The sequence below is a fragment of the Niastella sp. sgz303648 genome, from assembly GCF_059587045.1.
In genome coordinates this window covers 42,482-63,562 of sequence record NZ_JCAPSW010000005.1, presented here as the reverse complement: position 1 = coordinate 63,562, position 21,081 = coordinate 42,482, and the positions used below count along the sequence as shown (strand labels likewise).

General features: G+C 43.5%; 21 protein-coding genes. 15 read left to right on the top strand and 6 right to left on the bottom strand.

The features are described from left to right. Positions 1-203 precede the first annotated feature (203 nt). The 11 genes from AC59IL_RS15855 (at position 204) to AC59IL_RS15805 (ending at position 8,189) form a co-directional block, all read left to right on the top strand. Positions 204-881, top strand: coding sequence for a hypothetical protein (locus AC59IL_RS15855; protein ID WP_496553139.1), 678 nt, complete (start codon positions 204-206; stop codon positions 879-881). A gap of 10 nt (positions 882-891) precedes the next feature. Continuing rightward, entirely contained in the window at positions 892-1,629 is a 738-nt protein-coding gene (locus tag AC59IL_RS15850; RefSeq protein WP_496553138.1) for an N-acetylmuramoyl-L-alanine amidase, read from the top strand. Between the two features lie 243 nt (positions 1,630-1,872). Continuing rightward, positions 1,873-2,334 (top strand): hypothetical protein, encoded by a 462-nt coding sequence (locus AC59IL_RS15845; RefSeq protein WP_496553137.1) that lies wholly within the window; start codon positions 1,873-1,875, stop codon positions 2,332-2,334. A 101-nt stretch (positions 2,335-2,435) separates the two neighbouring features. Continuing rightward, on the top strand, positions 2,436-2,771 hold the full coding sequence (locus AC59IL_RS15840) for a hypothetical protein (RefSeq protein WP_496553136.1): 336 nt from the start codon (positions 2,436-2,438) through the stop codon (positions 2,769-2,771). Between the two features lie 488 nt (positions 2,772-3,259). Beyond that, positions 3,260-4,684 (top strand): hypothetical protein, encoded by a 1,425-nt coding sequence (locus AC59IL_RS15835; RefSeq protein WP_496553135.1) that lies wholly within the window; start codon positions 3,260-3,262, stop codon positions 4,682-4,684. Between the two features lie 119 nt (positions 4,685-4,803). Next, the gene (locus AC59IL_RS15830; protein ID WP_496553134.1) at positions 4,804-5,097 is read left to right on the top strand and encodes a protealysin inhibitor emfourin; all 294 of its coding nucleotides are present in this window, start codon (positions 4,804-4,806) and stop codon (positions 5,095-5,097) included. 528 nt (positions 5,098-5,625) lie between these two features. Next, positions 5,626-5,874 carry a hypothetical protein gene (locus AC59IL_RS15825; RefSeq protein ID WP_496553133.1) on the top strand — a complete coding sequence of 83 codons (249 nt, stop codon included), beginning with the start codon at positions 5,626-5,628 and terminating at the stop codon, positions 5,872-5,874. Positions 5,875-5,950: 76 nt separating this feature from the next. Beyond that, positions 5,951-7,030 carry a T6SS phospholipase effector Tle1-like catalytic domain-containing protein gene (locus AC59IL_RS15820; RefSeq protein WP_496553132.1) on the top strand — a complete coding sequence of 360 codons (1,080 nt, stop codon included), beginning with the start codon at positions 5,951-5,953 and terminating at the stop codon, positions 7,028-7,030. A gap of 62 nt (positions 7,031-7,092) precedes the next feature. Next, a complete protein-coding gene (locus AC59IL_RS15815; RefSeq protein ID WP_496553131.1) occupies positions 7,093-7,551 on the top strand; it encodes a DUF6934 family protein in 459 nt (152 codons plus the stop codon). A gap of 9 nt (positions 7,552-7,560) precedes the next feature. Beyond that, complete coding sequence (locus tag AC59IL_RS15810) at positions 7,561-7,716, top strand: hypothetical protein (protein ID WP_496553130.1); 156 nt, start codon at positions 7,561-7,563, stop codon at positions 7,714-7,716. Between the two features lie 35 nt (positions 7,717-7,751). Next, a complete protein-coding gene (locus tag AC59IL_RS15805; protein ID WP_496553129.1) occupies positions 7,752-8,189 on the top strand; it encodes a helix-turn-helix transcriptional regulator in 438 nt (145 codons plus the stop codon). A gap of 59 nt (positions 8,190-8,248) precedes the next feature. Here AC59IL_RS15805 and AC59IL_RS15800 read toward each other — a convergent pair whose 3' ends face one another. Together AC59IL_RS15800 and AC59IL_RS15795 are read right to left on the bottom strand one after the other, a co-directional pair. Next, on the bottom strand, positions 8,249-9,157 hold the full coding sequence (locus tag AC59IL_RS15800) for an NmrA family NAD(P)-binding protein (protein WP_496553128.1): 909 nt from the start codon (positions 9,155-9,157) through the stop codon (positions 8,249-8,251). 92 nt (positions 9,158-9,249) lie between these two features. Beyond that, positions 9,250-10,026, bottom strand: a complete 777-nt coding sequence (locus AC59IL_RS15795) for a response regulator transcription factor (RefSeq protein WP_496553127.1) — start codon at positions 10,024-10,026, stop codon at positions 9,250-9,252. A 156-nt stretch (positions 10,027-10,182) separates the two neighbouring features. Between AC59IL_RS15795 and AC59IL_RS15790 the strand changes: the two genes are divergently transcribed. Beyond that, positions 10,183-10,602, top strand: coding sequence for a VOC family protein (locus AC59IL_RS15790; protein WP_496553126.1), 420 nt, complete (start codon positions 10,183-10,185; stop codon positions 10,600-10,602). Between the two features lie 211 nt (positions 10,603-10,813). On the opposite strand, the gene AC59IL_RS15785 is transcribed toward AC59IL_RS15790, so the two are convergent. Beyond that, positions 10,814-11,272, bottom strand: coding sequence for a GtrA family protein (locus AC59IL_RS15785; protein ID WP_496553125.1), 459 nt, complete (start codon positions 11,270-11,272; stop codon positions 10,814-10,816). A gap of 476 nt (positions 11,273-11,748) precedes the next feature. Here AC59IL_RS15785 and argS point away from each other — a divergent pair, with 476 nt between their 5' ends. Next, on the top strand, positions 11,749-13,593 hold the full coding sequence (gene argS / locus AC59IL_RS15780) for an arginine--tRNA ligase (RefSeq protein ID WP_496553124.1): 1,845 nt from the start codon (positions 11,749-11,751) through the stop codon (positions 13,591-13,593). A 76-nt stretch (positions 13,594-13,669) separates the two neighbouring features. On the opposite strand, the gene AC59IL_RS15775 is transcribed toward argS, so the two are convergent. The 3 genes from AC59IL_RS15775 to lepA all read right to left on the bottom strand — a co-directional run bounded on the left by AC59IL_RS15775 (position 13,670) and on the right by lepA (position 17,347). Beyond that, entirely contained in the window at positions 13,670-14,302 is a 633-nt protein-coding gene (locus AC59IL_RS15775; RefSeq protein ID WP_496553123.1) for an SHOCT domain-containing protein, read from the bottom strand. Between the two features lie 88 nt (positions 14,303-14,390). Further along, on the bottom strand, positions 14,391-15,533 hold the full coding sequence (locus AC59IL_RS15770; RefSeq protein WP_496553122.1) for a DUF922 domain-containing protein: 1,143 nt from the start codon (positions 15,531-15,533) through the stop codon (positions 14,391-14,393). Between the two features lie 20 nt (positions 15,534-15,553). Further along, on the bottom strand, positions 15,554-17,347 hold the full coding sequence (gene lepA / locus AC59IL_RS15765) for a translation elongation factor 4 (RefSeq protein ID WP_496553121.1): 1,794 nt from the start codon (positions 17,345-17,347) through the stop codon (positions 15,554-15,556). Positions 17,348-17,903: 556 nt separating this feature from the next. Between lepA and AC59IL_RS15760 the strand changes: the two genes are divergently transcribed. Both AC59IL_RS15760 and AC59IL_RS15755 read left to right on the top strand, forming a co-directional pair. After that, positions 17,904-20,009, top strand: a complete 2,106-nt coding sequence (locus tag AC59IL_RS15760) for a hypothetical protein (protein ID WP_496553120.1) — start codon at positions 17,904-17,906, stop codon at positions 20,007-20,009. Between the two features lie 16 nt (positions 20,010-20,025). Further along, entirely contained in the window at positions 20,026-20,991 is a 966-nt protein-coding gene (locus tag AC59IL_RS15755; RefSeq protein ID WP_496553119.1) for a T9SS type A sorting domain-containing protein, read from the top strand. The last annotated feature ends 90 nt before the right edge of the window (positions 20,992-21,081 follow it).

Sequence of the window (21,081 nt, the reverse complement as noted above, 5' to 3'; positions counted from 1 at the left end):
AATTCAATATTCGATATTCGATATTTAATATTTTACTATACCTGCGGGTTATGCGCAGTATAAACCCTTAGATGGGTAATGATTTACCCTCAGAACCTAAACTTTAAGTAGAAAATTTAGTAATTATGGTAGTCCTTTGAAAATCCGGCATTTCCTTTGAAATGAGGAAAGCCATATTTATATCTGCTTAAATAAAAAATCCTATGGTTTTTCAGTTCTGGGGCCTTTTTGCGCTTTTAACGGCAGGTGTTGTTATCTGCGACAGAAAATTTAACATGCTTCGCGACATCAGTAAAGCCAGTCCCCGACCTTTTAGCTGGTCGAGGGTGCAGCTTGCCTGGTGGACGGTAATCATTCTGACTTCCTTTACCACTATTATGCTGCAAACCGGTCATGCGCCCAATTTGCATTCCAGCACCCTGGTTTTGCTGGGCATCAGTGTTGCTACTACTACAGCAGCAAGGGTTATCGACATGGCCGATGAGCAAAATCCGCTGATCTACCGGCATCAGGATGTAAAAACCACCAATTTCTTCCTCGATATTTTAACCGATCAGAACGGGGTAAGCATTCAACGGTTTCAGACCCTCATCTTTAATGTTGTTTTTGGCATCTGGTACATTGCATCGGTGATGGGCAATCTGGGCGATCCGAATTTTTGCCTTTCCGATTTTCCCAAAGGCGATCCCAACCTGGCGCAATGCCTGCTGCATTCAATAGATTTTATCATACCCATTGTGAGCGACAATAATTTAATACTGCTGGGGCTTAGCTCTGCCACCTATGCAGCATTAAAAATTACTGAAAATAAAGGAAGGGCTTCCGAGGCATTGTCAGAAAAAGTGGCCGATGAAGCATTAAATACACCTGCACAGGGTTAAACGTATTTTTATGAACATCACTTCTGTTTTAAGTCCCAATTTTACTACGGGAAGAAGAACCTACCGCCCCGAAGCCATTGTTATACATATTATGGAAGGCACCCTGAAAGGAACCGACAGCTGGTTCACGAGTGCATTGTCACAGGTATCGGCCCATTATGGCATTGGCAAAGCCGGCGAGGTACATCAATATGTTGAGGAAGAAGATACCGCCTGGCATGCCGGCCGTGTACACGACCCCTCATGGCCTTTGATCAAAAAAACAACCGATGGCATGTATATCAATCCTAATTATTATACCATCGGAATTGAGCACGAAGGCACGGAAAGCAGCGACTGGACCGACGACATGTATAGCACCAGCTCTGAACTGATACGCGATATCTGTCAGCGCTGGAGCATTCCCGCCGACCGGCTGCATATTGTTGGTCACCATGAAATTTATTCGTTAAAGTCGTGCCCCGGTTTTAAGGTTGATATGGATAAACTGATCGCCCTTGTTACCGGCAATGCGCAGGTTGTGAACGGACAGATCAGCAAAACCGAAAAGTTCGGCAAAGTAACCTCCCTTACCCGGCTGAATATGCGGGCGGGCCCAGGTAAGCTGTACAAAATAACCAATATGGTGAATGCAGGCATTCAGCTGGCTTACGACGGGTTTACCATGCAGGGCGAATCGATCAATGGCAATGGCAAATGGTTTTATACGAATGAGGGTAACTGGTTCTGGAGCGGCGGCGTAAAGTAGGATGCTGGTTTCAGGTTACCAGTTACCGGATCCAGGTTGCCAGTTACAGGTTACAAGTTTCAGGTTTCAAGGTCCAATGTTGCAGCATTCAGCTTTTTAAAGTAATATCTATCTTATAGAAGATAACTAACATGTAACCTGCAACATGTAACCTGAAACTTAAAATATTATATCTTTAGCCCAAATGACGAATGGCATTGACCATTGACCATTCACCATTGACGATAAAACCAACCAATGCACATGAAACCTTTATCTTATTTAATGGCGGTTTTGCTGTTGGCTATAGTATTATTCAGCGGATGCAAAACCATTTCAGGGTTCGATCAGTACGCCTATACCCAGGGAACAGCGTTGAAAGTCGACGCATTGAACATCATGACCAAAGCTACCGAAAGCTTTACCTCGCAACAGGCCGCTATAGACGATGTAACCACCCGCATCGAAAAAGCATATGAATACGAAAAGCACCGGCCGGTAAATTCCATCACCGTAAAAATGTGGGAGCTGTTAAAGAACCCCGATCGCAACCTGTTCGGCGGTTTTTTAAAACGCTGGAAAGAAAAAAGCACCCTGTCGGCCACGTTTATCAATGAGGCCAAAATACAGGTAGGCGAAGCATTTGACCTGATCGTTGAACTGGAAAGCGAAAAAATAAAGCCTGCCGATGAAAAGGTAACCACATTTATATCTGCTAATCAATAATCAATATCGAATGTTGAATATTAAATGTAGAATGTCGAAGTAAAGGCACTTCAAAATTCATCATTGAACATTCAGTATTCGATATTTAAAACTTTATCTATATGCCTCCTATCGATTTTAATACCATTTTCGATCAACTGAAAAAAGGCGTTGAAAGCCTCGCTGAAAGTACTTTAAAAAATTATGTAAGCAAAGCAAAAGACGATGCCCGTAAGATGCTGAATGATATGCAGGAGAAACTCAAACGCTGGACGAACCTGCTCATGAGCGGTGATCTCACCACCGAAGATTTTGAATGGCTGGTAAACAGTCAGAAAGACCTGATACAAATGAATGCCTTAAAGCAGGCGGGCCTTGCGGCTATACGTATCGATCAGTTTAAAGCCAGTTTGCTGAACCTCGTAGTAGACACCATTTTTAGCTTAATAAAGATTTAGGGCTAATATTATTAAATATTGAATAATAAATAATGAATGTCGAAGTAAAAGCACTTCGATATTTATCATTCGACATTCATTATTCGATATTTATTATTTGATCAATATCAACTCCCAAAAATGTGAATAGTTTAAAAATTGTTTATATCTTTCCTTCTCATCGTTATCACACACGGTTAGTAGCACTTCTGGTTAAACTTCACTCTGATTAATAATCTGATTTCATTTTGTTCTCCGTATTTTATTGAATACCTCCGTCTGTCCCATTTCCTGCATGCTGTATCGCTGTAGCTATGCGTTACCGGTAAATGCATGTGGGTAAACTATCACTGTACGCAATGGGTATAGCGTGTGGCTGTAGTTTAAGTGAATACATAAAGGCAGACTTCTCATGGTTTAAGGTTCAACATGTTAAGGCAAATGATTTAAGGCAACCGGTATGCCGAAAACGGTCATTTTAGAGTAGGCAATTTAAAACCATGTAATTTATGGAGACGCCCATCCTGGATCCCAAAATTCCGGAAGCAAGAATTCCTGTTGGCCTGGTACCCACCCCCACCAATCAATACCGCCAACACCGCAAGCAAAAAACAAGCATGGAAGCTCCGGGTCAGCCCGCACATGCTCAGGTTCCGCTGCAACCATCCATATCAGCCGCACCGATTCCCATTCCCATCTTAACCGGTTCAAGGGTGCTTATATTCAAGCAGGACCCTTCGGTTGCCGAAATTGGTATCCGTAAAGTATATGTGCCTTCTTTTGTATCAAACGGTCCGCAGGACCTTCGTTTGAAAAGCATGGGATTGGCGCCCGTTAGCAAAAACGCGTTTGGTGATTTTATTCAAACACCCGGCACCGATGCCTTCGACAGCGTACAGGCATTTGCTGTTTCCCGTTTAACATTAACCATGGTGCAAAGAGCACTGGCCTTAAACGGATTACCCAGTGCATTGCCCTGGCAATGGAACTCTGCCACCAATATCGATCCCTTACAGGTACATGCACACGGTTTGCCCGATGTAATGAACGCCTTTTACAGCAGATCGCAACGCAGCCTTAAGTTTGGCGATTTTGTCGCCCCCGGCACTACTTCCCGCATCTTTACATGCCGTTCGCTCGACATCGTGTCGCATGAAACCGGCCATGCTATTCTGGATGCAATGAAACCAGGATGGATCCTCGCCGGCAACCCTCCTCAAACAGGTGGACTGCATGAATCATTCGGTGATCTGATGGCTGTTTTCCTTACGTTGTCGCAATATGATCAGGTAGAAGCCATCATTGCACAAACCAAAGCTAATCTGCACGATAAAACATTCCTGAGCGATCTGGCAGAACAGTTTGGTTTGGCATTAGGCCGTCCGAATGGTTTACGCAATGCCGATAACAACTTTAAGTTAAGCGAAACAGGCACCGAAGTACATGCCATATCGCAGGTATTTACAGGCGGTATTTATGATGTTCTGGCCGATATATTCGCATTCGAAAGAAATATCGCCAAAAAAGACGACGCTCAGGTACTGCACGAAAGCGCTCAATACCTGCTGGGATTATTATTACGTGCTATTCTGGCTGCGCCCAATACAGGTGCTACCTACGCGCATGTAGTTAACCAGATGCTGTTGAAATGCTTTGCCGATGGCAAACCGGTGCAATACAGAACCTTTATCAGGAACCGCTTTACTTTCCGTGAAGTAGTGGTATCGCCTGTACCGCTTACCGGTGAATATAAAGATGGCACTGAGCTGAAGGCTTTCGAACATGAATCATTGCATAAATCAGCTGGTCAGGACAGAAGCACCTGTTGTGGAACAATGAAGCATGAAGAATACTACGAAATAGAAAGCTATCTTAAAAAAGAAGAAAAGGAATTAAAAGAAGCAAGCAGCAAAAAGGAAAATAACGAAGAGTAAGTAAATGGGCCCGGACCCCGGTATAACATTGTTGATTATGCCGGGGCCGGTTTTTTAATTGTTTCGCTTCGCTCAGCACAATCCTATTTACCTTTACATTTAATCTAAACAACAGCCATATGCAAATCAGGGTATTTCAATCGGGAGGCTTTGCCGGAGAACGTATTCAGTTAAAGGAAATTTCAGATAATCAGTTAACGCCCGAAAAGCGACCGCTGTTACAATCACTGCTCGATAAAGCCAGTGAATTTTATGCTACGCAGGCAAAAAAAAGCAATGGCGAAATAGGCGCCGACCTGCTGCAGTATGAAATTGAAATACCTGATGGCAGAAACACACACGTTTACAAATTTGTGAAGTCGCCCAATAACCAGCCGATGACCGATTTGCTCGATTTTTTATTGAGCCTCTGAAATGGCAGGTAATAAGTGGCGAGAGGGAAGCAGGAAGGCAATAGACAACAGGCTATAAGCAAGGGTTCTATTCACCATTGACCATTGACCATTCACCAGCCACGTACAATTACTCACTAAAATCAGGTATTACCTACCTGTTACAATTAAATACATCATCTTACATTTATTATAAGTTTCTGGTTTGTGGTTTGAAGTTTGTGGTTCTTTGATTCGATCATACGTTGTAGTTGCCGGCTTTATAAATTTTAACAGGATATAGTTTGCTTGGTTAATCCAAAAAACTCGGCAGCAACTACAAACTATAAACTAAAACCATAAACTATTAATTTCCTTAAGGTTTTTAAACTACTAAACGCCGTTCACTGAACACGATCCGATGCCTGCTGAAACAGGAGTGATAGCTTCGACAGGATCAGATGCATAAGGGGAGCCAATGTACCAACTTCAATTAACCCCTAAATGTTTTGTGTATGTTTAATAACATGGCGCTTGATGTAGTGACCGGACTCATCTTCATTTTTTTTTTTGGTATTCAGTTTGCCCGCTACCGTTATTCAGGAAATAATAGCCACCCGGCTGGCTTTTCGTGCCAAAGTGCTTGAAAAAGCTATTCTGCGCATGCCCGAAGACGGTAAAACAACCTCCCTTTTTCCGCTGTACGACCACATCAGAGGTTTGAAAGAAATGCTGGTTACCACCAACCGCTTAAAAAATAAAAAGTTTGCAGCGGCATTTTATGCTCATCCAATACGTATGCTTCGGCTCCGCTGGTGATAAATCAAAAACCGGCTGGGGCGAGACCCGAACCAATACATCCCAATTGAGTATTAACAATTCACCATTTACGATTATGAAACGTATTATCACCTGCAGCGATGGCACCTGGAACAAACCCGGCAATACCGATCGCGGAAAACCGATTGAAACGAACGTTGAAAAAATGTATCAATGCATTTGTGCGCAGGATACATCAAATGGTTCAACGGTTCGTCAGGTAAAATTTTATGATGAAGGAGTTGGCACCGGCAGCTCATGGAAAGATAAACTGCTGGGTGGCATTACCGGTGCAGGAATCGACAAGAACATAAAAGATATATATACGTTTCTGGTGTTGAACTACGAACCCGGCGATGATATTTTTTTATTCGGGTTCAGTCGTGGCGCCTATACGGCCCGCAGCATTGCAGGTTTTATCAGAAACTGTGGCATTTTAAAACCTGAATTTTTATCGCTGGTTGATAAAGCCTATGACCTGTACCGCGACAGAAACGAATATTCAGCCCCCGATTCAGATCTGATGGTGTCTTTCAGAAAAAATTATACATGGGAAAATGTAACGCCTGTAAAATTTATCGGCGTTTGGGATACCGTTGGCAGTTTGGGCATTCCCCTACCCTGGTATAAATTATGGAACCGTAAAAAATATAAGTTTCATGATGTAACCCTCAGCAGTACGGTGGAAAATGCCTGTCATGCGTTGGCCATTGATGAAAGAAGAAAATTGTTCATGCCCACTTTATGGCAAAAAAGCAATACGGTAAAGAATGATCCCACGCATCCGCAACGCATGGAGCAACGCTGGTTTTCGGGTGTGCACAGTAACATTGGCGGTGGTTATGTTGACACAGGTTTGAGCGATCTTGCATTAAAGTGGCTGTCACAAAAAGCCCATGAAGCAGGATTGTGCTACGATGCAAAAGTATATGAACAGGTAAAAGGCAATCCCTGGGGCGAGCTGCGTAATTCCTATACACCATTGTACTGGTTCTGGTGGCCCGTATGGCGGCCGGTAAAGCTGCACAATCATGCCAATGAAACACTTGATGAAAGCGTTTTACAACGCACCCGTGAAATGTACCAATACCGCCCGCGTAATATTGAACGGTATATCGATGTTGATAATGAAGAAAGTAATGTGGTGGCTTTTTAGAACCGGTAATTAATTACTGTGTAATGGCATTGCGATATTGAATGAATTAAAGGTTTTGCAGAATGAAATATGAACGGTATGATGATATCATCTCTTCACCGGATAAACTTGAATTTCTTTTTTTCAGTGAAGGGCCAAAAGGCAAAATTGCCAAAGTAATTCAGTTTACACAATTGTTGGATGAAGATATTTATAATCTTGCTTTTGGAAACTTAACCGAAGATGGTTCCATTGATGATGAAACTACCAATGACAACAAAGACAGAAATAAGATATTAGCTACTGTTGCGGGTGCTGTTTATGAGTTTAGCTCTGTTTTTCCGGATAAATTCATATTCTTTTCCGGTTCAACTCCAGAAAGAACAAGGCTTTATCGTATGGCGCTGACTCTCAATATGGAAGAGCTTACAAAGGATTTTCATGTTTACGGAGTTCTAATGGGAATTGCCACCTATGAGCGGGTTGCCTTTTGCAAAGGAGCTGATTACTTTGGATTTATGATTAAAAGAAAAAAAATGTAACTTTATGATATGAAAAAGGCAAAAAAATTAAAGGGTGCTGAGGCTTTAGGCATTAAAGTGAAAGTATCGAATTCAATGAAAAAGTTTTCAGGTAAAGTGTTATTCCCCGAAAAGGTGAATAAAGCCAATGAAATAATAGCTAAGCTGAATATGAAATCTATTTAGGATAAATTCATCTGTAAGTACTCTCCCACCTCCATATGGCCATTGCTTCTGAATTATATCAACGCATCGTTTCTGCCAAATTGTATATCGATGATAACTTTCACGAAGCTATTGACCTTGATAAAATAGCCACACAGGCCTGCTTATCGCGGTTTCATTTTCACCGGCTGTTTACCAAAGTATATAAGATCACGCCACATCAGTATGTTACACAAAAAAGGATTGACAAGGCCAAAGCATTGTTAAACACCCAACAGTTTTCCATTACCGAAGTCTGCAATGAAGTAGGCTTTGAAAGCATCGGCTCATTCAGCATGCTGTTTAAAAAAGAAATTGGCTTTGCTCCCACTTACTACCGCAATATGGCCTGGTTAAAACAGCAACAACTGAAACAACAACCCAAAAAGTTTATTCCGCATTGTTTTATAGAAGGGTACGACCTGGATAAAGACAATAAACCACAGGAGCAATAAAAGTACCCGCCCCGGCTTAGGAGCCGCCGGCGGGAACAATATGCCATAACAGTGATACATTACTCACCTTTAAACCATTCGGCATAATCCTTTGCAAACGTATAAATATCACGGGCGGGTTTACCTAAAACTTCATTTATACTGCCGGTAACAGGTGTAAGTTTACCCTGTTGCTGGCTTTCAGCAAAGAATAACAGCAGTTGAATGGCCCAGTCGGGATATCCTTTTTTCGTATAGCGTTGTATTGTTTCTTCCCTTGATTCGGGAACATAGGTAACCGTTTCTCCGATCGCTTTGCCAATGGCATCTGCTACCTGATAAAAATTCACTGCTTCATTTCCGGTTAAGTTGTATATCCTGTTATAATGCTTTTCATTCAACAATACCTGAGCGATAAACCCGGCGATATCCCTGGTATCTATATAAGGCAGTTTTCCATCACCGGTTGCTTCATGAATTTTCCTTTCAGTTTTTATTGAAGGCAATTCATATAACCAGCTCTGCATAAATCCGCTGGGCCGAAGTATGGTATATGGCAATCCTGAACTTATCAGTGCTTCATCGGCCTGAATATGAAACTGGTGCACCGGTGAATTGGCTTTTTTCAATACTTCTTCAGGAAGCAGTCCATACGAAAGCCGCACAATATGTTTTACCCCCGCCTGTTGAGCCGCCTCAATAACCTGTTTATGCATAGTAACCATATTGGGCGAAAAATCGGTATTCAGAAATATACCATCGCTTCCTGCAACCAGATTGTAAATAGAATGGGTATCGTTTAAATCGCCTCCTATCCAGGTAACATAGGGTAATGAAGGAACATTTTTCAAATCACGGGTTACCGCACGGCAATGAATACCCAATTGTGAAAATAGTTTCAATAATTCTATTCCTACTTTGCCTTTTGCCCCAAATACAGTGATAATGTTATAGTTTGGCGTAGTTTGTTCTTTGCTGTTTGTTTCCATTGTTTATTCATTTAGATAGAACAAAGGTCTTTCTAAACCCGATTTTCAGCAATACTGATTAATCAGTACAATGGATGTTTGGTAAAAAACGTTTATATAAGTCCGAGATCAGCAGCAAATACAACCGCTTCCATGGAGTTGCCTGCATTTAATTTTTCAAGAATACGCTGCCGGTGGGTATTTACAGTATGTACACTGATTGCCAGCTTATCAGAAATTTCTTTACTCAGCAAGCCGCCTTTTACCATTTTCAGCACTTCCGTTTCGCGCGATGTTAGTGAAACAGAGATCGCCGCTTTTTTACCTTCGTTCGGAAGCTGAATGATTTCACCTGTTTTGAAATTGAACACCTGGCTTTTTAAACCTTCAGTCAGGTCCTGGTTGGGCGAAATGTCAATAATGCCTAACGACAGCCACATATTGCCGCGTTTATCAAAGGCCATGATCTGGTCCTGCTCCACTACTCTTACGTAGGTATTATCGGCCTTTAAAAGCCTGTATTCGTTTATGAATTTATAGCATGCCCGTTCTTCGGGTGAAAATTGTAAAAACAGCTTTAAAATAGAAATGCCATTGATGGTTAACCCGGCTACATCATCGGGATGCACTTTATTTTGTAAAAAGTGAGCGCCATAACTTTCCATGTCTTTTATATCGTATCCTAACAAACGCCCGAAATTCGATGAATAAAAAATATGTTCCTGTTTATACATATCAAATACACTCACGCCGCTATTGCCTATGCCGGCCATTGCTTCAAGTACGGGAAGTTGTTTTTCAGGAATAGAATAATCCAGTTCTTTTTCATTGAACAGCTGCTGATTCAATAATCTGGTAACGGCAGCCTGGCTGATTTCAAATTCTTTCATAAGGAACATTTAACTTATAAGCTCTTTGGAAGGTGCAAACTACAAACAAACTCACACACCGGAACTCAAAACCGGAAATCAGTATTTCGCCAAAAAAGCAATTTTCAATAAGCCCCTTCCTTCCGTAAATAATAGCTTTGATCAAAACAAATCAATATGATCACTAAAGTTTCTCACACCAGCTATTTTGTTACCGACCAGGATAAAGCCTATGATTTTTATGTTAACAAGCTGGGCTTTAAAGTTCATACCGATGCTACTATGGACAATGGCTTCCGCTGGCTGACGGTTACCCCGCCCGAACAACCCGATCTGGAAGTAATTTTATTTCCGGCAACAAGCGCTGTAAACGGGTACGATGAAGATGTACGCAATGCCCTGAAGCTATTGCTCGAAAAAGGGGTAATGGGCGCCGGCGCATTTTATACACCCGACTGCCGGGCTACTTATGAAGAATTAAAAGCAAAAGGCGTTCAATTTAAATCAGAACCCAAAGAACAGTTTTACGGTATAGAAGCCATCATAACCGACGGATGCGGCAACTGGTTTAGTATGACCGAGCCAAAGGAACATTGAGCTACGCTTCGCTCCGCAATGCTGCAGTGGCGCTAAGAGAGTATAGGAGTTGAAAGAGAAAAAGGAGATATTCTTATTCAGGACTTCCTGATTCTATACACATCGCTCTAAAGTTCGGTTAGTCGATCGCTTTGAATTGCCTTTTCTCTTTATTCTCTTTTTCTCGTTTATGCTCTTAGCGCTACTGCACAAGGCGAAGCGCGAAGGAGCACTAAGCTGCCGAATTGGTTTGATCATTGCTGCTAACAACTCCCGAGCTTTCGACTTTAAACGTGAAATTCTTTTGCGTGATAAAGCTGAATGCAACTACAATAATAGTGGTGAGCACTTTTGACACTGTGGGATAAATATGGCACTGCTCAACAAACAGCTTTATAAAAATGTAGTTTAAAACGATACAGATAGTAACCATTAAAAAATAACGGAATAACTGCACCCGGCCGCGTAAAGTTGATCCGCTGAATACAATGGTGCGGCTTAAATAAAAGCCGAGCGGGAAATTGATAGCCAACCCGGTTAATAAAGCGGCAATATGCGGACTTATAGTAATGAAAGGCGTATGAACGTCTTGTTCCCTATACAGAAAATGGTAGCTTAGGTAGTAGATGAATATATCCAAAAGCGTATTTCCCCCTCCACAGGCTGCATACCGAAAGGTTTGCAAAGGCATGAATTTTCGGAAGGGTGGGTAAAAGTAGTCTATTACTCCAGTTATCAGGTTCTTCACGATCAGTATTTAATCCAGTGCAAATTTAACTGAATATCAATAATTACCGATCACCTTTCTATTAAAAGTGTCAAATTTTTGAATTTCGGTCAGGCGCAGGGTTCATTCTTCCTGACCCGCGCCTGTTTTGTATTCCCCGCATTTACTTAGGTCAGATTTGACGAATGTCAAAAAAAATTAACAATTGTTTTTCATATCTTAAAAAGCTACATATTTGGCCCCGGTTTAACCCCTAAATCAACTAACAAAGAGCTGCTCCGTTGTAGAGCGGCTTTTTGATTTTGAGATTTTTGGATTTATCGATTTTGAGATTTCTTCCAATTCAATCTTCCCAATAAATCCCGAAAGCCCAAAATCTCTAAATCTCAAAATATTCTCCCTGCTATTGTACTATTTTTGCTGCCACACAAAAATCAAGCATGGCAATCGTTCCTGTTATACAGTCGGCAGTTAGCGTACAGATTAAGAAATTGTACCAGGCAGATGTTGACCCCTCTTCTATTACTGTAAGTGAAACCAAACCCGAATTTGAAGGTGATTATACCGTGGTTCTTTTTGCTTTTACAAAAACGCTTAGAAAGCAGCCCGAAGCATTGGGAAATGAACTGGGACAGGCGCTTGTAGCCGGCAACAGCCAGCTTTTTACAGGTTTTAATGTGATCAAAGGTTTTTTAAATCTCACCATAAGCGATGCCTGGTGGCTGCAGTTTTTACAGGAGCAATATAATGATGCCGGATATGGCCGTCAAAACAGGAACGGCAAACGCGTAATGGTCGAATACTCATCTCCCAACACCAATAAACCGCTGCATCTCGGCCATTTACGGAATAACTTTCTCGGCTGGAGCGTGGCTGAAATTTATAAGGCCAATGGCTATGAAGTGGTTAAAACCTGTATTGCCAACGACAGGGGCATTCACATTTGCAAAAGCATGATCGCCTGGCAATTATTCGGCAATGGCGCTACCCCCGAAAGCACCGGCATAAAAGGCGACCACCTTGTGGGTGATTATTATGTACTATTCGGAACCGAATTGAAAAAGCAACTGGTACCCATAAAGGAAAAGAAACTGGCTGAGCTGATGGAGCAAGGGCATTCCAAAGAAAAAGCTGAGCAATTGATGAATGACAGCCCGTTAAAAGAGGAGCTGGAAAAAGAAGCACCCATCATGAAAGCGGCCCAGCAAATGCTGGTTGACTGGGAAGCCGGCAAACCCGATGTAGTTGAGCTGTGGCGCACTATGAACAGCTGGGTGTACAAAGGATTTGATGTTACCTATAAACGCATCGGCAGCGACTTTGATAAAATTTATTACGAAAGCGAAACCTATCTGCTGGGGAAAGACATGGTTGAAGAAGGACTTCGCCGGAAAGTATTTTTTCAGAAAGATGATGGCAGTGTTTGGATCGATCTGACTGCCGACGGACTGGATGAAAAAATTGTGCGTCGTCGTGATGGCACTGCTGTATATATTACGCAGGATATTGGTTTGGCAGAATTAAAGCAAAACGAATTTCCCAGCGAACTGAGCATATATGTGGTAGGTGATGAACAGAATTATCATTTCAAGGTATTAAAGCTTATTTGTCAGAAGCTGGGTCTGCCTTCGTCTGATGGTCTTTTTCATTTGAGCTACGGTATGGTTGAACTGCCTACCGGCAGAATGAAAACGCGGGAGGGTACCGTGGTGGATGCGGATGATATTGCTGATGAAATGGTACAGGTGGCTGCGAAAAAAACCGAAGAGTTAGGCAAAGTGCAAGACTTTAATGAGGAGGAATTGAAAGAGTTATATGATACACTTGGACTTGGAGCATTGAAGTTTTTCCTGTTACGGGTTGATCCAAAGAAAAGAATGATTTTTAATCCTGAAGAGTCGATAGATTTTCATGGATTTACCGGGCCGTTTATTCAATATGCATTTGCTCGAACACAATCTATTTTAAGAAAAGAACAGCCGAAGAACGAGCCCGTAAATAAAATAGTTAGCGAACTTTTGCCTCCCGAGAAAAAAGTAATTATCGAACTCGAAAAATATCCGACTATTCTGGCCCAGGCCTGTCAGGAAATGAATCCTTCTGTAGTCGCTGGCTATGTATTTAAGCTGGCACAAACCTTCAATTCATTACTTACCGAATTGCGGGTATTAACTGCCGAAACTCCCGAAAAGAAAGAATTACGTTTACAGTTATCTCAAATGACGGTGAATGTGATCAGGTCGGGTATGGCGTTGATGGGAATACGGGTGCCTGAAAGAATGTAATTGGTGAATAGTGAATAGTCAATGGTCAATGAATATGTTGCTCTCGGGGTTTTATTGACCATTGACCATTCACCTCCTACCCCAGCAACCTGGCCTTCGCTTTGTTATACTCTTCTTCACTGATAATACCCTGTTGTTTTAACTGGTGTAATTTTTCCAATTCAGAAGCGATATTGTGTGCGGGCGTGGTGGTTGAATATTTTACTTCGCCGGCCTGCATGCCCATGGCGGTGGCCATGTGTTGCGCCTGGTTGGCCAGTTGAAGATTCTTATATTCGGCCTGCGCCAGCGTAATGGTATCTTTCAATGTTTTTGGGCCATGCACATTGTAATAATCGGTGGCGCCGATTTCGGCGGCGGTTTGAATTTCAACATGGCCGAAATTCAAAATGCGTCCCCAGATGGTTTGATCGTACGACACATTATTGATCTTCTCGAGCGGACTTTCCTTGGCAAAATGATTGAGTAGTCCGGCCTCATCGATGACGCGATAGTTGGTTACTACCCATATATTCACTTTCCAGGTAAAATATACCGTTATAAAATACAGCAGGCCAACCAGTGCTGCAATCCAGCCCCATTCCAAAAAGCCGATAAAATAAGAAGCTACGCAGCCGGCCACTGCTATCAGCACAGGAACTATTAATTTAACCCAGCTGGTATGTGTTACCAGTAATATCTGTTCGCCTTTTTGCAGAGGTGTGCGCATAATTTTGAGATTTCGGAATTTAATGATTTTGTGAATTAGCGTTTTCGGGATTTAGCGATTTAAAGGAAAAACAGAACCGGAAGAAATCTCAAAATCCCAAAATCCCCAAATCGGAAATTTTTTCATCTATCAATTTATTCCATTTTTGCTGAGCTGCCATAATTTGTCCGTGTTTTGTTTGGGCATCATAATCGGTCTGCATCTGATCGCTTTCTTTTTGTATTTGGCGGTTCAGCTGATCCAGCTCGCGGGCGTAATTGGCGGTAAATTTCGTATTAAGTATCGTTTGCACCAATTCACAGGCCTTTATAAAGGTAATTTCAAAATGCTTTTGCTCGTGTAAAAGGGTTTTTGAATTGTTCTTATTCCGGAACCATGATCTCATTTTATCGAAATAGGGCGTTATATGCACCAGAATATTCACTTCGCCATTCATGGTTACGGCATCGTAGGTAATGAGCATACCACTGCTGGTAATCGCCGCCGCCATACTCAATTCATCTGCCTTTGCTTCAAAATCGGCCGCCTGCAATGGGCGGTTGGCTGCATATACAATGATATCACTATCATCGGATTTTTTTTCTATTTGCGCATTTACCTTAACCGCCTGTGGGGCGCCTTTCGATGCATAATACTGATTTTGATTTTTCAGCCACCATTCATCGAACTGCAGCAAACCGTTCTGAATGTTTTTCCGGATCATTTCTTCAATAGGCTTTACCACATCGCCGCCACCCTCAACATAACTACTGCCACTGAAATGTGATATTTTTTCGCCTTTGATAAAAAAATTAACCATGAGCGCCAGATCGGTTCGTGTGTGTATGCCGGTGCCCGTTTGTGTTGCCTGCAGGTGTGAAATATGTAATTCTATAGGCGCTGTGGCGGTATCCTGTAAAATATTATTGTGAATAAATTCATTTAGCGAACCCGCAACGCCGTTTTGCAGATTTAACGAAAACTTCTTTTTATTAAGAAGACCCGAAGCAACAATGCCAATGGCAGATGTATCGACCCGGTCGTCGCGCACGACTGTAATGTGGAAATGCTGAACGCGTACAGGTGTTTTTTCGTTCAGCAGTTTAATAAGCTTTACATCCTGTGCAAAAGATATGCAGGATGTACCAATCAGACCTAACAAAAGAAACAGGTTACGTTTCATGGGATGCGCTATCAAACAAAAATAAAAGCCGGTATGCATATGTGCAAATACCGGCTCAATAAATTTCATGCTTCGACTTCGCTCAGGATTTAATCATCCAGCTTCAACACTGCTAAAAACGCTTCCTGCGGCACTTCTACGTTTCCAATCTGGCGCATGCGCTTTTTACCTTCTTTTTGTTTTTCGAGCAGTTTGCGCTTACGGCTGATGTCGCCACCATAACATTTAGCGGTTACGTCTTTACGCATGGCGCTGATATTTTCGCGGGCGATAACTTTTGCACCGATGGCCGCCTGTATGGCAATCTGGAATTGCTGGCGGGGTACCAGTTCTTTTAGTTTTTCGCACAGTTTGCGGCCGAAATCCTGTGCACGGCTGCGGTGAATCAGGGCGCTCAGGGCATCCACTTTATCACTGTTCAGCAAAATATCCATCTTCACGATATCGCTATCGCGATAACCTATCGGATGATAGTCGAACGACGCATAACCACGGGTCTGGCTCTTCAGTTTATCGTAAAAGTCGAATACAATTTCTGTCAAAGGCATTTCAAAAAGGAGCTCCACACGGGTTGTGGTAAGGTAGCTCTGGTTGATCAAAATACCGCGTTTGCCCAAACAAAGCGTCATGATATTGCCGATGTACTCGGGCTTGGTGATGATCTGTGCTTTGATAAAAGGCTCTTCAATGCGGTCGAGCTGTGTAGGCTCGGGCATTTCGGAAGGGTTATTTACAATTGTTTTTTCGCCCCTGGTAGTATAGGCAATAAAGCTCACGTTGGGAACAGTGGTGATCACCGTTTGATTAAACTCGCGCTCGAGCCTTTCCTGAATGATTTCCATGTGCAGCAAACCCAAAAAGCCGCAACGGAAACCGAAGCCCAGGGCCTGGGATGTTTCCAGTTCAAATGTCAGGGAAGCATCGTTCAGCTGCAGCTTATCCATGCACTCGCGCAACTCTTCAAAATCATCGGTATTTACCGGGAAGATGCCCGCAAATACCATCGGCTTCACTTCCTCAAAACCCTGAATCATTTCGGGGTTGGGGTTGTTACCCAGGGTAATGGTATCACCCACTTTTACTTCCTTCGCATTTTTGATACCGGTAATAATATATCCTACATCCCCTGTTTTAACTTCCTGCCGGGGACTCAATGTTAATTTTAAAATACCTACTTCATCGGCTTCATATTCAAGGTCTGTTGAAACGAATTTTACCTTATCCCCTTTCTTTAAACTGCCGTTGAGGATACGATAATACACAATGATACCGCGGAACGAATTGAACACGCTGTCGAAGATCAGGGCCTGCAGCGGTTTGGCAGGATCACCTTCAGGAGCAGGAATACGTTCTACAATAGCTTTTAAAATATCTTCTACTCCAATACCCGTTCTTCCGCTGGCGAGCAGAATTTCTTCGGGTTTGCAGCCGATCAGTTCAATGATCTGGTCTTTTACTTCCTCGATCATGGCGCCGTCCATATCAATTTTGTTGATCACCGGAATGATCTCGAGGTCGTTGTCGATGGCCAGGTACAGGTTCGAGATGGTTTGGGCCTGAATACCCTGGGCGGCATCTACCAGCAGCAGGGCGCCTTCGCAGGCAGCCAGGGCCCGGCTAACCTCATAGCTGAAGTCAACGTGGCCGGGGGTATCGATCAGGTTCAGAATATATTCCTGTCCGTCGCTGTGTTTATAATTGATCTGAATGGCATGGCTCTTAATGGTAATCCCTTTTTCACGTTCCAGGTCCATATCGTCGAGCACCTGGTCCATCATATCACGGTCGCTGATTGTGCCCGTTGTTTGTAACAGCCTGTCTGCCAGTGTACTTTTACCATGGTCGATATGTGCGATAATGCAAAAATTGCGGATATTCTTCATTCAGTCAATTGAGTTGTAAATACCCGCAAAAGTAACTGATTTTGGCGGCATTACAGAGAGAATCTGAGGGTGATTTGCGACTGTTTTTGACGATTTAACCGGAAATTGTTCCGGGAAGTTATGGCACAAGACGCCAACAAGCAGGGCCATCCCCTGTCTTGCGCCAGTTCTTAGGAATGGGAGGCGGGTCTGTTAAGCGTATAGCCTAACTGGGTAAATTGTTCCGGCTACATCTGGTGAATGCAAAACTTATCTAATTTTGACACACTATTAACCTCAGTCCTCTATGAAACAAATAACCGGCATCCACCCCCACCCTTTTGCAAGTCCTCTTATTATTTACCAATCTTTGGATGCACACACCGACCACCTGCTGGTGTAATTCCTTTATTTACAAAGTCAAACAAAGCAAATCGAGGCGCCTGCCCTTGAATTGTTGTCTTTGTACAGCTTCCTTCATCTTATGAAACCCGTTCCTTTTAAAACACTGTCCTAACCGGGGCAGATCCTAAAAACCTGCGCTTGCTAATCATTATCAGTTAATCAAAATTAAACCATGAAGAAGTGTTTACTCTTTTTGTGGCTGTTGCCATTGTGTCTGCACGCGCAGATACAGCTCACCAGCTACAACTCCGGAACCTCGTTTACCTGCATTGCCGTTGACTCAAATTATAACATCTGGGCAGGAAGAAGCAATGGCGTTTATCAGCTCGACAAATTAAGTAACCCCAATGCCAACACGTTTGTTGCGCTGGCCAGTACGGCGAACTTTAACGTGCAGGCCCTGGCGGCCGACCATTTGGGTTATATATGGGCCGGCCACAATGGCCGCGGTGGCAGCACCGCTGTGGGTGGCGGCATTGAACAGATCCCTATTAACAATCCTGCAGGCCTGGTGCACTTTTCGCCCGACAGAAATGCCGAGTGCTTTACCTACTTTGGGCGTAACGGCATCGGCACACTCAATTGCGCCGGTTTGGCAGTAGATTCAAACGGTACTGTTTGGAGTGCGCATAAATACAATGATCTCACGTCAAGCCCTAACTATATTGTAACACCCGGTACTTTTTCATTCAAACAGGAGGGTGATATCGGTTTTAGGTCGCGCGGTACTTATGAGGATTATCGTGCCGGTGCAGACCCTGCTGAATTCCCCTACCCGGCTTATACCTGTAACCCCACAGCGACGCAAACGGCACAAAGCCGCAACGTGTATTCTGTAACAGCAGGTAAAAAAGAAGTGTGGGTCAGCGTGGCAGCTTATACCAGCAAGTCCGGTACTTTTTTTCCGGCCCGTATATTGAAATACAACATCGATGGCACCTACTCCGGCATTTCAGCCGATTTTGCTACCATCGGTATTCCGGCCGGCGGCATCTTCAATGGCTTGTGGCTTACACCGTCCGGTGATTTGTGGGCTACCATCAGCGCCGGCAAAGGTTTTGCGGTTCGCCGTCGTGGTAACTGGACCTATGTGAACACCGCCAACCTTTCCTGCATCTTCCCTGCCGGCGCCACCATCAACGCCAACGCTATCTGGGGCAACCGCCTGGGTCAGGTGTTTATTGGCACCAATAAAGGGCTGATCGTGTATGGCGGCTCCGGTTCTGTAAACAGCAAAAATTCCTATACTTTATACACTGCTGCTACCAACGGGCTTATCTCTGACCAGATACTGGCCGGTGTTTCGGAAAAAGATTCCATTCAATGGATCGCTACCTCCAATGGCATTATGCGCAGCACGCTGGGCCGGAACTATCCGCTGGCGGTTGACACGGCCGATTATCATGTATGTAATCAGTCGGCGATCAACGATATTGAGGATAATGCCAACCGGGATGTTACCGGTCGTAAGGATTATCATCTCTATCGTGTGGAAACACAGGTTTGTTCTACCACCGGCCCCAATGGTGCTAACTGTAATGCAGAATATGTGTACAAAATGATGAAGCACGATGCCAGTCTTACGGCGCCTACACCGTTGGATTTTCCCTATGACAGGCTGTCTGCCCCCATGCTGCTGAACGCTGATAAGAATACGCTTGTAAATATGGTTTACAAGAATGCAAATGCATTTGACCCTGCCACTGCTTCAGAAACCAACACCAACGGTGGCATCAAATACTTTTGGCAGGTGCTGGACGGATCCTACTACCTTTTACAAAGAGCGGCGCCTTCCAATATTCCCTGGATAGATAACAAACTTTCAGAAATTACAGGCAAAGAAGATCTTGACGCCCTGACGAAAGAACAAAAAGCGCATAACCCTGATTCAGTAGTGGCCTGTAATACCTACAATCTGTACAATAGTCCGGGTTTTATCAGCGACCGTACCATTTATCACTATTCGACAGACCTTCTTTTCTGCAACTTCGAGTTACATAGTACACGCTATGACCAGGTTTGGATTTATCCCGACGATAAGAACCTTACGTTTACCAACTATACACAGCCCGGCCACTTCCTGTATCCCGGCAAAGTATTCCGCACCGTGGTAGAAGAATGTGGTAAAGTAAAGATCGTGACGGTGGGCACCGGTTTAAGTTATTGCGGCGACAACCTTGCGGGAGAAATAAATGCCCTGGGCAATATTATTGCTGGCTCCATCCTGTTTAAAAACATCGATCTCCGGTTAAAGAAAGCATTTGAAGCCGGTCATTAATAAAAATATCATAATCATGAAACAAGTATTCATTACCATACTGGCGCTTGTTGCCATCGCTGTCGCGGGGCATGCGCAACCGGCTGAGTTATTTTCAAGGACCTGGAAGATAGAAAAGCGGGTAGATGTATTGCGCACTAATGTTATCACCTTGTTCCACAAGGATTCAGTGAACAACATACTTAACTATGCCAGCCTGAAATACAATTTTTTCAGCAATGGCACGTATATGGTTACGTCAGACAGCACTTCTGCCCAGGGAACCTGGGCTATCAATGCAACAAGCGATTCTGTGATCATCGATACAGTTCCGTTTTTGATGACCGAACTTTCATCTGCTCATTTCACTTCCCGTGGCTATACGATGAAAATAGTAGACGCTGCCGGCACCCTGGATAGCTTATTTTCATACGTCACCTTATTCCCGATGGCTGCGCTGCCCGTGAACCTGCTGTTTTTTAATGGTCAATATGCCAACAGCCTCGTAACGCTGAACTGGAGCACCGCACAGGAGCAACAAAATGAAGCCTTCGAGGTGCAGTACAGTGCCAACGGTTCCTCTTTTGAAACCATCGGCACTGTGCCGGGTAAGATCAACAGCAGCACGGTGAGCGATTACGTGTTCACTACCACGCACTATCAGAATGGTAAGAACTTTTACCGGCTGAAACAGGTAGATGTGGATGGCCATTCAACCATCTCATCTATCGTAACCATCCTGATCAGTCAGCAAACAGTTATCAGTCTGGCGCCGAACCCGGCATCCACCAGACTGAACCTGTCGGTAAGCCAGCCGGTAAGCGGCAGGCTGCAACTAACATTGACCACGCTGGCAGGTCAGCAGGTGTGGGCAACTATGCTTGCCGGTAATACCAGCAACACAACCGTGAACCTGCCTGCTTTAACAAAAGGGGTATACATTGCCACCATCACGAACAGCAAAGGCGAAAAGCTGTTTATTAACAAGCTGGTGATTCAATAAAGAGTGATCGAAATGTAAGTCCTGGCAACTGTCCCCGGTTACTGGGTGCCGGTTGCCAGGACTTGAATTGCGAGAACGCTAAAACAGTCG

What these genes read in the sequence shown, in the direction of transcription:
- AC59IL_RS15830 (WP_496553134.1), top strand. Translation starts at nt 4,804, where the DNA reads ATGCAAATCAGGGTATTTCAATCGGGAGGCTTTGCCGGAGAACGTATT.
- AC59IL_RS15795 (WP_496553127.1), bottom strand. Translation starts at nt 10,026, where the DNA reads ATGAAAGAATTTGAAATCAGCCAGGCTGCCGTTACCAGATTATTGAAT.
- AC59IL_RS15855 (WP_496553139.1), top strand. Translation starts at nt 204, where the DNA reads ATGGTTTTTCAGTTCTGGGGCCTTTTTGCGCTTTTAACGGCAGGTGTT.
- AC59IL_RS15815 (WP_496553131.1), top strand. Translation starts at nt 7,093, where the DNA reads ATGAAATATGAACGGTATGATGATATCATCTCTTCACCGGATAAACTT.
- AC59IL_RS15845 (WP_496553137.1), top strand. Translation starts at nt 1,873, where the DNA reads ATGAAACCTTTATCTTATTTAATGGCGGTTTTGCTGTTGGCTATAGTA.
- AC59IL_RS15805 (WP_496553129.1), top strand. Translation starts at nt 7,752, where the DNA reads ATGGCCATTGCTTCTGAATTATATCAACGCATCGTTTCTGCCAAATTG.
- AC59IL_RS15775 (WP_496553123.1), bottom strand. Translation starts at nt 14,302, where the DNA reads ATGCGCACACCTCTGCAAAAAGGCGAACAGATATTACTGGTAACACAT.
- AC59IL_RS15820 (WP_496553132.1), top strand. Translation starts at nt 5,951, where the DNA reads ATGAAACGTATTATCACCTGCAGCGATGGCACCTGGAACAAACCCGGC.
- AC59IL_RS15810 (WP_496553130.1), top strand. Translation starts at nt 7,561, where the DNA reads ATGAAAAAGGCAAAAAAATTAAAGGGTGCTGAGGCTTTAGGCATTAAA.
- AC59IL_RS15785 (WP_496553125.1), bottom strand. Translation starts at nt 11,272, where the DNA reads ATGCCTTTGCAAACCTTTCGGTATGCAGCCTGTGGAGGGGGAAATACG.
- AC59IL_RS15835 (WP_496553135.1), top strand. Translation starts at nt 3,260, where the DNA reads ATGGAGACGCCCATCCTGGATCCCAAAATTCCGGAAGCAAGAATTCCT.
- lepA (WP_496553121.1), bottom strand. Translation starts at nt 17,347, where the DNA reads ATGAAGAATATCCGCAATTTTTGCATTATCGCACATATCGACCATGGT.
- AC59IL_RS15790 (WP_496553126.1), top strand. Translation starts at nt 10,183, where the DNA reads ATGATCACTAAAGTTTCTCACACCAGCTATTTTGTTACCGACCAGGAT.
- AC59IL_RS15760 (WP_496553120.1), top strand. Translation starts at nt 17,904, where the DNA reads ATGAAGAAGTGTTTACTCTTTTTGTGGCTGTTGCCATTGTGTCTGCAC.
- argS (WP_496553124.1), top strand. Translation starts at nt 11,749, where the DNA reads ATGGCAATCGTTCCTGTTATACAGTCGGCAGTTAGCGTACAGATTAAG.
- AC59IL_RS15770 (WP_496553122.1), bottom strand. Translation starts at nt 15,533, where the DNA reads ATGAAATTTATTGAGCCGGTATTTGCACATATGCATACCGGCTTTTAT.
- AC59IL_RS15840 (WP_496553136.1), top strand. Translation starts at nt 2,436, where the DNA reads ATGCCTCCTATCGATTTTAATACCATTTTCGATCAACTGAAAAAAGGC.
- AC59IL_RS15800 (WP_496553128.1), bottom strand. Translation starts at nt 9,157, where the DNA reads ATGGAAACAAACAGCAAAGAACAAACTACGCCAAACTATAACATTATC.
- AC59IL_RS15850 (WP_496553138.1), top strand. Translation starts at nt 892, where the DNA reads ATGAACATCACTTCTGTTTTAAGTCCCAATTTTACTACGGGAAGAAGA.
- AC59IL_RS15755 (WP_496553119.1), top strand. Translation starts at nt 20,026, where the DNA reads ATGAAACAAGTATTCATTACCATACTGGCGCTTGTTGCCATCGCTGTC.